The 12931-nt window shown below is 73.3% G+C and carries 12 protein-coding genes; 5 read left to right on the top strand and 7 right to left on the bottom strand.

Annotated features, from left to right (window positions below):
• Both scy and mce read right to left on the bottom strand, forming a co-directional pair.
• Positions 1–3003, bottom strand: a 3003-nt coding sequence (scy, locus tag ACFVIM_RS09765) for a polarized growth protein Scy (RefSeq protein WP_384300145.1), incomplete at its 3' end; no start/stop codon positions are given.
• Between the two features lie 180 nt (positions 3004–3183).
• Entirely contained in the window at positions 3184–3612 is a 429-nt protein-coding gene (gene mce, locus ACFVIM_RS09760; protein ID WP_384300144.1) for a methylmalonyl-CoA epimerase, read from the bottom strand.
• Between the two features lie 150 nt (positions 3613–3762).
• Here mce and ACFVIM_RS09755 point away from each other — a divergent pair, with 150 nt between their 5' ends.
• Positions 3763–4968, top strand: coding sequence for an acetyl-CoA C-acetyltransferase (locus tag ACFVIM_RS09755; RefSeq protein WP_384300143.1), 1206 nt, complete (start codon positions 3763–3765; stop codon positions 4966–4968).
• A 372-nt stretch (positions 4969–5340) separates the two neighbouring features.
• A complete protein-coding gene (gene meaB / locus ACFVIM_RS09750) occupies positions 5341–6318 on the top strand; it encodes a methylmalonyl Co-A mutase-associated GTPase MeaB (protein ID WP_384300142.1) in 978 nt (325 codons plus the stop codon).
• Positions 6319–6559: 241 nt separating this feature from the next.
• On the opposite strand, the gene ACFVIM_RS09745 is transcribed toward meaB, so the two are convergent.
• On the bottom strand, positions 6560–7171 hold the full coding sequence (locus ACFVIM_RS09745; RefSeq protein ID WP_384300141.1) for a PepSY domain-containing protein: 612 nt from the start codon (positions 7169–7171) through the stop codon (positions 6560–6562).
• A 113-nt stretch (positions 7172–7284) separates the two neighbouring features.
• On the opposite strand from ACFVIM_RS09745, the gene ACFVIM_RS09740 reads away from it, so the two are divergent.
• Together ACFVIM_RS09740 and ACFVIM_RS09735 are read left to right on the top strand one after the other, a co-directional pair.
• A complete protein-coding gene (locus ACFVIM_RS09740; protein WP_384300140.1) occupies positions 7285–7953 on the top strand; it encodes a response regulator transcription factor in 669 nt (222 codons plus the stop codon).
• Positions 7953–9413, top strand: a complete 1461-nt coding sequence (locus ACFVIM_RS09735) for a sensor histidine kinase (RefSeq protein WP_384300161.1) — start codon at positions 7953–7955, stop codon at positions 9411–9413. Before ACFVIM_RS09740 ends, ACFVIM_RS09735 begins: the two co-directional genes overlap by 1 nt.
• A 147-nt stretch (positions 9414–9560) precedes the next feature.
• Here the strand turns inward: ACFVIM_RS09735 and ACFVIM_RS09730 are convergent, their stop codons facing one another.
• The 4 genes from ACFVIM_RS09730 to ACFVIM_RS09715 form a co-directional block, all read right to left on the bottom strand.
• Positions 9561–10037, bottom strand: a complete 477-nt coding sequence (locus ACFVIM_RS09730) for a MarR family winged helix-turn-helix transcriptional regulator (RefSeq protein ID WP_384300139.1) — start codon at positions 10035–10037, stop codon at positions 9561–9563.
• 159 nt (positions 10038–10196) lie between these two features.
• On the bottom strand, positions 10197–10982 hold the full coding sequence (locus ACFVIM_RS09725) for an AIM24 family protein (protein WP_384300138.1): 786 nt from the start codon (positions 10980–10982) through the stop codon (positions 10197–10199).
• Positions 10979–11629, bottom strand: coding sequence for an AIM24 family protein (locus ACFVIM_RS09720; RefSeq protein ID WP_384300137.1), 651 nt, complete (start codon positions 11627–11629; stop codon positions 10979–10981). The genes ACFVIM_RS09725 and ACFVIM_RS09720 overlap by 4 nt, the downstream gene beginning before the upstream one ends.
• Positions 11629–12267, bottom strand: a complete 639-nt coding sequence (locus ACFVIM_RS09715; protein ID WP_384300136.1) for an AIM24 family protein — start codon at positions 12265–12267, stop codon at positions 11629–11631. Before ACFVIM_RS09715 ends, ACFVIM_RS09720 begins: the two co-directional genes overlap by 1 nt.
• 151 nt (positions 12268–12418) lie before the next feature.
• On the opposite strand from ACFVIM_RS09715, the gene ACFVIM_RS09710 reads away from it, so the two are divergent.
• Entirely contained in the window at positions 12419–12763 is a 345-nt protein-coding gene (locus ACFVIM_RS09710; RefSeq protein WP_384300135.1) for a DUF3817 domain-containing protein, read from the top strand.
• The last annotated feature ends 168 nt before the right edge of the window (positions 12764–12931 follow it).

Here is a 12931-nt window from a genome sequence, read left to right as displayed (position 1 = left end):
CTTGTCGGCCGCCTGCCGCGCCTCGTCCAGGACCTGTTCGCTCTCGGTACGGATCCGCTCGGCCTCACCGGCCGCCTCGCCGACGAGCCGGTCCGCCTGGGCGGCGGCCTCGGAGCGGATGCGGTTGGCGTCGCCCCGGGCGTCCGCGCGGGTACGGGCCGCGTCCTGCTCGGCCGAGGCGAGCGCGTCCGATGCCTCCGTACGCATGCGCTGCGCGTACTCCGAGGCGTCCGAACGGGCCTTGGCGGCCTCGGCGGTGGCGTCGGCGACCTTCTTCTCCGCCAGCTCGGTGGCCTCGGTGACGGTCTGTTCGGCGAGGGCGGTCGCTTCGGTGACGGTCTGTTCGGCGAGCGTGTTCGCCTCGGCGACGGTCCGCTCGGCCAGCTCGGTGGCCTCGGTGACGGTCCGTTCCGCGAGCGCGCTCGCCTCGGTGACCGTGCGCTCGGCGAGTTCGGCGGCGGCGGTGGCCTCCGCCTGGGAGCGCTGCCGCTGGGCCGCCGCGTCCTCGGCCGCCCGCTCCCGCTCCGCGTGGGCGTCGGAGCGGACCCGGTCCGCCTCCTCCTGCGCCTCGCTACGGGCGCGCTCGGCCGCGTGCTCGGCCGCCGAACGGAGCCCGGTGATCTCCTCCTCGGCCTGCTCGTGCAGCCCGGCCACGGAGTCGCGCACCTGCCTGGCCGTCTGCTCGGCCGCCGTGACCATCTCGGTGGCGCGCTGATCGGCCTCCTCCACCAGGCGGTGGGCCTCGGTCTGGGCCTCCTCCACCCGGTTGCGGGCGGAGGCCAGCAGCTCCTCGCTCTGCTCGCGGGCGCTCTCGCGCTCCTGCCCGGCCTCGGTGCGCGCCGACTCCAGCAGCGACTCGGCCTCCCGGCGGCGGCGTACCGCCTCCTCCTGGGCGGCGGCCAGGGCCTCGGCGGCCTCCGCTCCCACCCGGTCGGCGGCCGCGCCGGCCTCGGCGCGCAGCCGGTCCGCTGTCTCCTGGGCCTCGGTCGTCAGCCGCTCGGCCTCCGCGGCGGCGTCGCTCCGCAGCCGTACCGCCACGTTCTCCGCCTCGGCGCGGGAGGCGGAGGCGTCGGCGGCGGCCTCGGTGCGCAGCCGCTCGGCCTCGGCCTCGGCCTGGGCGCGCAGGGTACCGAGACGCTCGTGCGACTCCGTACGGGCGCGCTCGGTCTCCTCGGCGGCCTCCCGGCGGATCCGCTCGCCCTCGGTGCGGGCGTCGGTGAGGGTCTCCTCGGCGGCGGACAGCCGGGACTCGGTGTCCGCCTGGAGCCGGGCCAGCTCCTCGGCGGCCTCCTCCTGGCGGGCGGCCACGGCGCGCTCGGTCTCCTGGCGCAGCCCGGCGGCGGTGGCCTCGGCGGCCTCACGGACCGACTCGGCCTGCTCCTCGGCCTCGGTGCGCAGCTGCTCGGCCTCGGCGCGGGTGCGCTCCAGCGTCTCCTCGGCCTGGCGCCGCAGGGTGGTGGCCCGCTCGGCGGCCTCGGTGCGCAGCCGCTCGCTCTCCGCGTTCGCGGCCGAGCGCAGCTCGTCGGCGTCGGTACGGGCCTTGGTGAGCAGCTCCTCGGTGGTGCTCGCGGCCTCCTCGATCTGCTGGACGGCCTCGCGGCGGGCCTCCGAGCGGATCCGCTCGCCCTCCGCGACCGCCTCCGAGCGCAGCTGTTCGGCCTCGCCGCGGAGCCGTCGCGCCTCCTCCTGGAGTTCGACGGTCTTGGCGCGGTACTCCTTGGTGTCGTCCTTGGCCGCGCCCTTGAGCTGGTCGGCCTGTTCGGCGGCCTCGCCACGGAGCCGGTCGGCCTCGGCCCCGGCCTCGGTACGGATCCGCTCGGCCTCCTCGCCCGCTTTGCGGGTGGTCTCCCGGGCGTCGTCGGACGCCCTGGTGAGGATCTCCTCGGCGGACCTGGCGGCCTTGGCGAGGGTCGCGGCGGCGTCCTCGGCGGCGGCCGTGCGGGCGGTCTCGGCGGCGGTGGCGAGCTGCCGCTCGGCCTCGTCCCGCGCGTCGGCGAGGACTTGCTCGGCCTCGGCGCGCAGCGCGTCCGCGTCGCCGGTGGCCTCGGCGACCAGCCGGGCGATCTCGGCCTTGGCGGTGCGGGTGCGCTGCTCGTTGACGGACTCGGCGCTCGTGACCTGCTTGGCGGCGGCGTCCTTGGCCTCGCCCAGGACCTTCTCGGCCTCGGCGCGTGCCTCGCGCAGCCGCTCCTCGGCCTCCTGGGCGCGCTGGTCGGCGGCGCGGCTCAGTTCGGTGGCCCGCTGACGGGCCTGTTCGGTCTCGGCGGCGGTGGAGGTGCGCAGCCGCTCGGCGTGGCTGGTGGCCTCCTGGGCCTGGCTGGAGGCGGCGTTGAGCAGCCGTTCGGCGTCCTTGCGGGCCCGCAGCAGGATCGCTTCCGCGTCGGCACGGGCCGCCTCGGCCTCGGCGACGAGCCGCTGTCGTGCCTCGTCGGCGACGCGGGCGGCGTCGGTGCGGGCCTTGGCGAGCGACTGCTCGGCCTCGGCGCGGGACTCGTCGAGGAGCCGACGGGCCTGGGACTCGGTGCGGGCGCGCAACTGCTCGGCCCAGGCCACGTTCTCGTTGACATGCGCCTCGACGGTGCGGCGCCGCTCGGCCAGTTCCTGGTCGAGCCGCTGGCGGCGCTGGTTGGCCTCCGTGTGCAGCTCGGCCTGGAGCCGGGCCTGGTGTTCGGCGTGCTCCTGGAGGATGCGCTGGGTCTGGGCGCGGGCCTCGCGCAGCTCGCGCTCGGCGTCCATGCGCATCTGGTCGGCCTGCGCCTGGGCGTTACGCAGCGCCTGTTCGGCCTGGTAGCCCAGGTCCGCGCTGTCGTACGCGGGGCGGGCGGCGAGGTTGCGGCGCGCCTCATGGAGCTTGGCTCGCAATACCTCGACCTGGTAGCCGAGGTCCTCGGCGTGCTGGACGGCCTTCTCCCGCTCGGTCTTCAGCCGGTCCATCTCGGCTTCCCACCGCGAGAGGTGGTCGTCGTCAGCTCGGTGGCTCTCCTGGCGTTCGTAGCCCCGCACTGCGCGGTCCCATCCGTCCCCTGGTCGCAACTGACTCCACAAGCACCGCTCGCCCGGCGAGCGGCCCCCCGGGGAATGGTGACAGATCACTTCGCGGGGACGCGGTGCGGCCCCGACCCGGCCCCGGCCCGGAATCGCCCACTCTACCGGGCCGGGAATGCGGAGGTCAGTGCTCCTTGGTCAGTGCTCCGTGGCGGAGGTGACGAGTTCGGTCAGGACCCCGTGGCAGTCCTTGGGGTGCAGGAAGGTGATCCGGGATCCCATCGAGCCGGTCCTCGGCCGCTCGTACAGCACGCGTACCCCCTTCTCGCGGATCGACTCCGCGTCCGCGTCCACGTCGGCGGTGCCGAAGGCGATGTGGTGGACGCCCTCGCCGTTCTTGGCGAGCCATTTACCGACGGGGGAGTCGTCACGGATGGGCTGGAGCAGCTGGAGATAGGAGGCGCCCCCGTCGGACGTCTCGTTGATCTTGAGCATGGCCTCCCGTACGCCCTGCTCCTCGTTGACTTCGGTGTGGTGGACCTCGAAACCGTAGGTCGCCCGGTAGAACTCGACGGTCGCGTCGAGGTCGTGGCAGGCGATCCCGATGTGATCGATACGCGTCAGCATCCCCCCAGTGCAACGCCCTGACGGGGGCGCGCGCAAGGTGCGCGCGATCACACGCGCCCACCGGTGACCCCGCGCCGTACCGCTCAGTACATTTGAGGTAAACCCTCGTTCACTCCGCGGCCCGCAGGGGCCGGATTGGGGATCAGCCTCATGTCAGGAACGACCGGTACCACCTCGGTGATCGTCGCGGGGGCCAGAACGCCCATGGGCCGGCTGCTCGGCTCGCTGACGTCGTTCTCCGGCGCCGAACTGGGCGGGGTCGCGATCAAGGCGGCGCTGGACCGGGCCGGGATCGGACCCGACCAGGTCGACTATGTGATCATGGGGCAGGTGCTCCAGGCCGGGGCCGGGCAGATCCCCGCGCGCCAGGCCGCCGTCCGGGCCGGGATCCCGATGCGGGTGCCCGCGCTCACGATCAACAAGGTCTGTCTCTCCGGGCTCGACGCCATCGCCCTGGCCGACCAGCTCATCCGCGCGGGCGAGTTCGACATCGTCGTCGCGGGTGGCCAGGAGTCCATGACCAACGCGCCGCACCTGCTGCCCAAGTCCCGTACGGGCTTCAAGTACGGGGCGGTGGAGATGCTCGACGCGATGGCGTACGACGGGCTCACCGACGCCTTCGAGAACATCGCCATGGGCGAGTCCACCGAGAAGCACAACACCCGGCTGGGCCTCGGCCGCGCCGAGCAGGACGCGTTCGCCGCCCTCTCCCACCAGCGCGCCGCCGCCGCCCGCAAGAACGGCCTCTTCGACGCCGAGATCACCCCGGTCGAGATCCCCCAGCGCAAGGGCGATCCGGTCGTCGTCGACGCCGACGAGGGCATCCGCCCGGACACCACCGTCGAATCGCTGGCCCGGCTGCGCCCCGCCTTCGCCCAGGACGGCACCATCACCGCCGGCACCTCCTCGCAGATCTCCGACGGCGCGGCGGCGGTCGTGGTCATGAGCCGGGCCAAGGCGGAGGAACTCGGTCTGGAGTGGCTGGCCGAGATCGGCGCCCACGGCAACGTCGCGGGCCCCGACAACTCGCTCCAGTCCCAGCCGTCGAACGCCATCCGGCACGCGCTCGGCAAGGAGGGCATCACCGTCGGCGACCTCGATCTGATCGAGATCAACGAGGCGTTCGCGGCGGTCGCCGTGCAGTCCATGAAGGATCTCGGGGTATCCCCCGAAAAGGTGAACGTCAACGGCGGCGCCATCGCGCTGGGCCACCCCATCGGCATGTCCGGCGCCCGGCTGGTGCTCCATCTCGCGCTGGAGCTGCGCCGCCGGGGCGGCGGCGTCGGCGCGGCGGCGCTGTGCGGCGGCGGCGGGCAGGGCGACGCGCTGATCGTGCGCGTCCCGGGCCGGGACTGAGCCACGCGACGGGACCGGACCGTGTGACGGCACTGGACCGTGCGACGGGACGGGACGGGACCGGACCGTGTGACGGGACCGGGCCGTGCGACCGGTCCGCGGCGCGTGACGGGTCTGAAGCGCGTGACCGGGCGGGTCCGGCCGCTCCCGCGCTTCAGGCCCGGCCGGGCCGGACGGGGAAGGGCCGACCCGCTGGGGCACGCCCGGCCGGATGGGGCGCGGCTGACGTGGGAAGGGTCCCGACTGATCGGGAACGGTCCGGCCCCGGCCCGGCCCCGCGCGGAGCGGCCGTACTCCGGTTCCGCTCCCGACGCCCGACTCCCGACCGGCCGGTCCCGGTCATGACCGAACTCTGAGTTGAGGAGCGCCGTGATGGTGGATGTGCCCGAGCTGGTCTCCCGCGCCCGGGAGGGCCACCCCCGCGCCGTGGCGCGGCTGATCTCCCTGGTCGAGGGGGCCTCGCCGCAGTTGCGCGAGGTGATGGCGGCGCTCGCCCCGCTGACCGGCCGGGCGTACGTGGTCGGGCTGACCGGCTCGCCCGGCGTCGGCAAGTCCACCTCGACCTCCGCCCTGGTCACGGCCTACCGCAAGGCGGGCAAGCGGGTCGGGGTGCTCGCCGTCGACCCCTCCTCGCCGTTCTCCGGCGGGGCGCTCCTCGGGGACCGGGTCCGGATGTCGGACCACGCCTCCGACCCCGGTGTCTATATCCGTTCGATGGCGACCCGGGGGCATCTGGGCGGTCTGGCGTGGGCCGCGCCCCAGGCGATCCGGGTCCTGGACGCGGCGGGCTGTGACGTGGTCCTGGTGGAGACCGTCGGGGTGGGGCAGTCCGAGGTGGAGATCGCCGCGCAGGCCGACACCTCGGTGGTGCTGCTGGCGCCGGGGATGGGCGACGGCATCCAGGCCGCGAAGGCGGGGATCCTGGAGATCGGCGATGTGTACGTGGTGAACAAGGCCGACCGCGACGGCGCCGACGCCACCGCGCGCGAGCTGAACCACATGCTCGGCCTCGGTGAGGCCCGTGGCCCCGGCGACTGGCGGCCCCCCATCGTGCGGACCGTCGCCGCACGCGAGGAGGGCATCGACGAGCTGGTGGAGGCGCTGGAGAAGCACCGGGCGTGGATGGAGGAGCGCGGGGTGCTGGCCGAGCGGCGCCGTCGCCGGGCGGCCGTCGAGATCGAGACGATCGCGGTGACGGCCCTGCGGGAGCGGATCGGCGATCTGCACGGGGACCGGCGGCTGGGCGCGCTGGCGGAGTCGGTCGCGCGCGGGGAGCTGGATGTGTACCGGGCGGCGGACAGTCTGGTGGAGGGAGTGACCCGGCCCTCGGTCACCGGTGACGCTGGGTGATCGCCGGCCTGTGGCCCCTCCCGGAGCGGCCGCCCCCCGATCCGGCCGGGCGGCGATCTGAAACTCACTCGCACGAGTGAATTTCCTGTCGGCTGGGGAGGGCGGGGAGGGCCGGTGACCGGTCTGGTGATCGGTCCGGTCCGGTGATCGGTCCGGTGACTGGTCCGGTCCGGTGATCGGTCCGGTGTCCGGTCCCGTTTCCGGTGAGGCGCGGCCCGGGTGTGGGCCGCGCCCGGTCGGATCAGTCGTCCTGGGAGAGGGTCGCCTTCGCGGTCTTCGCGTCGACCCGGACGTCGTGCTCGGCGCCGTCCTCGGCGCGCACCTCGACCTCCCAGCGGCCGTCGTCGAACTCGACCTCGGTCACGGTGCCCGGCTGGAGCTTCAGCGCGGCGGCCTCCGCGCGCTGGGCGTTCACGGCGGCGGAGGCGGCGGCCTCGCGCTCGGCACGGTCGTCGGCGTCGTCGGCACGGTCTCCGTCGCGGTCGTCGGTGTCGTCGCGGTCGTCCGCGTCGTCCCGGTCGCCAGCGCGGTCGTCGTCCCGGTCGTCCCGGTCGTCGGTGTCGTCGTCCGTCGTCACCTTCAGGACCTCACCCGAACCCGCGTCGACGCGCACCTCGCGCTCCAGGCCGTCCTTGGCCCGGATGTCGACCTCCCAGTGGCCCGCGCCGTCGTCGTCGCGGTCGACCGACTCCACCGTGCCCGCCGCCTTCTTCAGCGCCGCGTCCACGGCCTGGGCGGAGGTGATCCTGGAGGCGGGCGGGGTGTCGTCGCCCGAGGCCGCCACCGCGGTGACGGCGCCGCCGCCCACCAGGGCCGCCGCCACGGCCGCCGCGACGATCATCTTGCGCTTCATGAGGGTTCCTTCCGGTCCATCGGCTTGACGTCCACCAATCTCGCCGGGCGATGCTGAACGCAGCCTGAAGCCACCTGAAGCCTTCTTCAGCTTGGTTTGCGACCCTGGGAACCATGCGTGTGCTGATCGTGGAGGACGAGCGGCGGCTGGCCGTCTCCCTCGCCAGGGGACTGACCGCCGAGGGCTATGCCGTGGACGTCGTCCACGATGGGCTCGAAGGGCTCCACATGGCCTCCGAGGGCGCCTATGACCTGCTGATCCTCGACATCATGCTCCCCGGCATGAACGGCTACCGGGTCTGCGCCACCCTGCGCGCCGCCGGGAACGAGGTGCCGATCCTGATGCTCACCGCCAAGGACGGTGAGTACGACGAGGCCGAGGGCCTCGACACGGGCGCGGACGACTATCTGACCAAGCCGTTCTCGTATGTCGTCCTCGTCGCCCGGGTCAAGGCGCTCCTGCGCCGCCGGGCGCGCGCGGGTGCCTCCCCGGTGCTCACGGTCGGGGATCTGCGGATGGACACCGCCGCCCGCCGGGTCTTCCGGGGCGAGGAGGGGCAGGAGGTCGCCCTCACCGCCAAGGAGTTCGCCGTGCTGGAGCAGCTCGCCGTCCGGGCGGGCGAGGTCGTCAGCAAGGCCCAGATCCTGGAGCATGTGTGGGACTTCGCCTACGACGGCGACCCCAACATCATCGAGGTCTACATCAGCGCCCTGCGCCGCAAGCTCGGCGCGCCCCGCATCCAGACCGTGCGCGGCGCCGGATACCGGCTGGTGGCCGGATGATCCGCTCGGTCCGGGCCAAGGCGGCGCTCGGGGCGACGGTCGTGGTGGCCGTGGCCCTGGTCGCGGCGGGCCTCGCGCTGCTGTGGGCGCTCCAGACCAGCCTCAAGGACCAGGCGGGCCTCCAGGCCGAGGTCACCGCCCGGGAGACGGCCGTCGCCATCGCCGCGGGCCGCCCGGTCGACCTCTCCGACGGCGAGGACCGCCCGCTCCAGATCGTCGACGAGGACGGTCATGTCCGGCGGGCGAGCGAGGGCCTGGAGGCGATCACCGGTACGGGCAGTACGGAGGTGACGCCCCGCCCCGCGCCGGACGGACGCGGCGACGGTGACCGGAACGCCGGTGAACGGGACGCCGACGATGACGAGGGCGGCGACGAGGCCGACGACGACCCCGAGCCGGGCCGGGTCTCCACCAAGGACGCCCGCCTCCACGACGGCACGGCGACCTTCGACGGCGACCGGGCCGACTACCGCTTCGCCGCGGTCGAGGTGACCCCGCCCGGCGAGGACGCGGGCACCCTCACCGTCTACGCGGGTGCCCCCCTGGCCTCCGAGCGGGAGGCCGTCGAGACCGCGCGCTCCGCGCTGCTGGTGGGGCTGCCGGTGCTGCTGGTGGTCGTCGGCGGGGTGACCTGGCTGACCACCCGCAGGGCGCTGCGGCCGGTCGAGGACATCCGGTCCGAGATGGCCGCGATCACCCACTCCGAGGACCTCTCCCGGCGGGTGCCGGAACCGGACTCGCAGGACGAGGTGGCGCGGCTGGCCCGGACCACCAACGAGACGCTCGCCGCGCTGGAGGCGTCGGTGGAGCGGCAGCGGCGGTTCGTCGCCGACGCCTCGCACGAGCTGCGCAGCCCCATCGCCTCGCTCCGCACCCAGCTGGAGGTGGGCGCGGCCCATCCGGAGCTGCTGGATGTGCCGGGGGCGGTCGCCGACACCGTACGGCTTCAGCAGCTCGCGGCCGATCTGCTGCTGCTGGCCCGGCTGGACGCGGGGGAGCGGGCCGGGCGGACCCGGATCGACCTCGGGGCGCTGGTGCGCGAGGAGGTCTCCCAGCGGGCCCAGGACGCGATGCCCGTCACGGTGGACGGCTCGCCCGGGACGGCGCCTCAGGCGCTGGAGGTCGAGGGGTCGCGCTCCCAGCTGGCGCGGGTGCTGGGCAATCTGCTGGACAACGCGCAGCGGCACGCCAGGGCCTCGGTCACCGTCTCCGTACGCCGTGAGGCGGGGAACGTGGTGCTGCGGGTCGCCGACGACGGCGCCGGGGTGCCGGAGGAGGAGCGGGAGCGGATCTTCGAGCGGTTCGTCCGGCTGGACGACGCCCGGACCCGGGACGAGGGCGGCGCCGGGCTCGGTCTCGCCATCGCCCGGGATGTGGCCGGGCGGCACGGCGGTGGGCTCACCGTGCGGCGGTCGCCGGAGGGCGGGGCGCTCTTCGAGCTGCGGCTGCCGGGGGTCTGACCGCGGGTGGGTCCGGCCCGGGGACGGCCGGTCGTGGCGGGGTCCCGGAGTACGGGGTGGGATGGCTGTCCGGGCGGGTCGCCGTCGGGGCGCGGTGGCGCCTGGGGGACGGCGGCGGGACGGGGGACGACCGCCCGGCGGGGTCGGTCAGCCCTTGCCGCGACGGCCGCGCAGATGGTCGGCGACCGGGGAGAGCGAGGCACGCAGGGCGGTCAGCGCCTCGGGGGTCATCAGGTCGATGAAGTGCTTGCGCACGGAGGCGACATGGTGCGGCGCGACCTTGCGCATGGTGGCCTGGCCGTGGTCGGTCAGCACGGCGTAGAGCCCGCGCCGGTCCGACTCGCAGTTCTCCCGGCGGACCAGGCCCGCGTTCTCCATCCGGGTGATCTGGTGCGAGAGCCTGCTCTTCGACTGGAGCGTGGCGGCGGCCAGATCGCTCATCCGCATCCGCTGATCGGCCGACTCCGAGAGGTTGACCAGGATCTCGTAATCGTTGTTGGTCAGTCCGAACGGCTGGAGGTCCTTCTCCAGCTGGTGCATCAGCAGCCGGCTGACATCCAGGTGGGTGCGCCAGGTGCGCTGCTCGTCATCGGTCAGCCAGCGGGTGGCCGTCTCGGTCTCCATATTTGGATTCTACCTAAGAAGTTGAAAAGCGGACGAAGTTTGGTTGAGAACTCCGGCACCGATGCGGGGGCGCGTGACGGGCGCGGCGCGCGGAGGCCGGACGGTCCGCGCAGCGTACAGGCGCGCAGACGTTCGACGTCACACTCCGCAGACTACCGCTCACAGCCCGAAGCGACGCTGGAGGTCTCCCAGCTGTCCGGGCAGACGGGAGGAGGATCCGTGTTGACCCGGTGCCGGGGCCGGTGCGCCATGCCCGCCCGGCGCCCCGTCGGCGTGCGGTGTCGCGCCCGTCACCGCCTGGGGCAGCAGGGACTCGGTGGACTGGAGCAGTACCGTCCCCGCCCCCACGAACTCGAACTGGTGCTCCTCGCCGGAGGCCCCGCCGATCCCCGTCAGCGCCCGCAGCCCGCCCATCACCCCGCTCATATAGCCGTGGTCGTAGTGGTGGCACGGCGAGGGGCAGTCCGCCCAGCCGACCAGGGCCTGCGGATCCACCCGGATAGGGGGTTCCATGAAGACCACCGGACCGTTCGAGGCGGCCACGAACTTCCCCGTACCCAGCAGCGTCAGAAAGCCCGGCACGATCGACTGCTTCAGCGCCAGCGAGGGCTGGTAGGCCAGCAGGTTCCCGGCCCGGATGGTCAGATTGCCCTCGTCCAGGTCGTATGAGTTGACGTCGAAGGCGCGGTCGGCGAGCAGCATCTTGCCGCTGCCCTCCGCGACCACCCACTCCCCGGCGTGCAGCGGGGAGTGGAACGAGGACCTCAGCAGCCGCTCGAAGCCGACATGGCCGAAGCCGTTGAAGTCGATCCGCCCGTAGTAGGCGATCATCTTCCCCTTCTGCAGGAACCACTGGTTCCCCTTGAGTTCCACACAGAAGGTGTAGTCATTGACGTTGTCATCGCCCGGGAGGGTCATCGGGTCGAAGATCACGGGAGTGGTCACAGCTTCTCCTCCGATGCCTGGACATAGACCATGCCGCTGCCGCTCAGTTCGAGCTGGAACGCCTCGCCCGAGCCGCGCCCCACCAGATCGCGCAGCCCGATAGCGGTCGAGAGCTTGTTCCGTACGTCGCCGTGGTGGGCCACATACGCCTGCGGGTCGACATGGACCGCGCGTCCCGGCGAGATCGGCAGCTCGATCACCCCGCCGTGCGCCATCACCGCGACCGCGCCGTGGCCGCGCAGCGTGGTGGTGAACAGGCCCTGGCCGCTGACCTGGCCCCGGACCATGCCCATGACTCCGCCCTGGGCGCCGAGAAAGAGGGTGCCCTGCTCCAGCGCCCCGTCGAAGGCGAGCAGCCGGTCCGCCTCCACGCAGAGGGTGTCACCGGCCAGCTCGATCACCTGGATGTGGTGGCCGCCATGGCCGAAGAGGACCGTGCCCGAGCCCTCCACCGTCATCATCGGGGTCGCCTCGCCCGCCACCCGGCGGCCGATCATCGAGGCGATGCCGCCCTGGCCGCCGGTCAGGTTCGGGGTGAAGGAGACCTCGCCGGTGTAGGCGAGCATCGCGCCGCGCTGGCTGAACATCCGCTGCCCCGGCGCGAGGGTGGCCTCCACCATCCTGCTGTTGATCTCGCGGAACGGCATCAGACCTCCCCTCCCACCGTGTTGCGTTCGCTGGGCTGGACGTAGACGAGCCCCTCACCCTCGAACCGGATCTGGAACGCCTCGCCCCCGCCCTCGCCGGCCAGGGTGCGGAAGGTGACCCCGGACTGGAAGTGCTGCCGGAGGCTGCCCTGGTGGGCGACGTAGGCGCCGGGGTCGACCGAGAGCGGGTAGTCGGGGGTCACCCGCAACACCACGGCCTGGCCGTCCGACATGATCGCGGCCTGACCGGTGCCCTCCACGGTGGTGGTGAAGAGTCCCGTGCCGCTCGCGCCGCCGCGCAGCCCGGTGAAGCTGGTACCGGTCCGCAGGGCGCCGTCGGCGCAGAGCAGATTGCTCGACTCGACGTAGAGCTTCTCGCCACGCAGCGCCACCAGATTGATCTCGGAGGCGCGGTCGGCGAAGAAGCAGGTGCCCTGGCCCTTCACCTCCATCATGGTCATCTGCTCCCCGGTGAGACGGCGGGTGACCATGCCCCGGATGCCCTCGCCGCCACCGGTCAGCTTCTTGAAGGCCATCTGGCCGTCGTACGCGACCATCGACCCGTTCTTCGCACGGACGGCGTCGCCGGTCATGTCGACCGCGAGCACCTTGCTCCCCTGGAGCCGGAACGTTGCCACCCAGCGACGGTAACCGGCCCCGGCCGGAACGGGACAGAGCCGCACGGGCCCGTTTCGCACCCCGGCGGCCGGACGGAGGATGACGGCTGCGACAATGGGCCCGCGCTTGTGAGCGCATTCACAAGATCGTCTCCCCCCGAAGGTGCCTCCCGTGGACATCAAGACCGCCGCCGCTCTCCACCGACTCCGCCTGGTCTCCCTGCCGGAGGGTGTCTCCTTCATCCTGCTGCTGATCGCCTCCGTGCTGAAGCGCACCACCGACTTCAACGCCGTCGGCCCGCTCGGCATGATCCACGGCCTGCTCTTCGTCGTGTACGTCCTGTTCTGGGCCGACTCCTGGAACCGCACCAAGTGGGACCTGAAGACCGCGGCGCTCTACTTCCTGCTGGCCGTGGTGCCCTTCGGCGGCTTCGTCGCCGAGCGCAAGCTCAAGCGGGCCGCGGACGACGAGGTGATCGCGGCGCGGGCGCGGCGCGAGGGCGTCGTCGGCGCCTGAGGGCCTTGAGGGGTGGGGGTCCCTGGCCCCTGCCCCTTGCCCCTGGCTCTTGCCCCTGAGCCCTTTTGCCTCTGAGCCCTTTTGCCCCTGGCCCTTGGCTTTGGCCGGCGCCCAGCCCCGGCCCGAGGCCGTGTCGCCGGCGCCGAGCCGTGGCGCTGTGGGCCTCCG

Source organism: Streptomyces sp. NPDC057638 (genome assembly GCF_042800315.1).
Classification (GTDB): domain Bacteria; phylum Actinomycetota; class Actinomycetes; order Streptomycetales; family Streptomycetaceae; genus Streptomyces.
The sequence above is the reverse complement of the archived record's forward strand: the minus strand, read 5'-3'. Positions and strand labels throughout refer to the sequence as shown.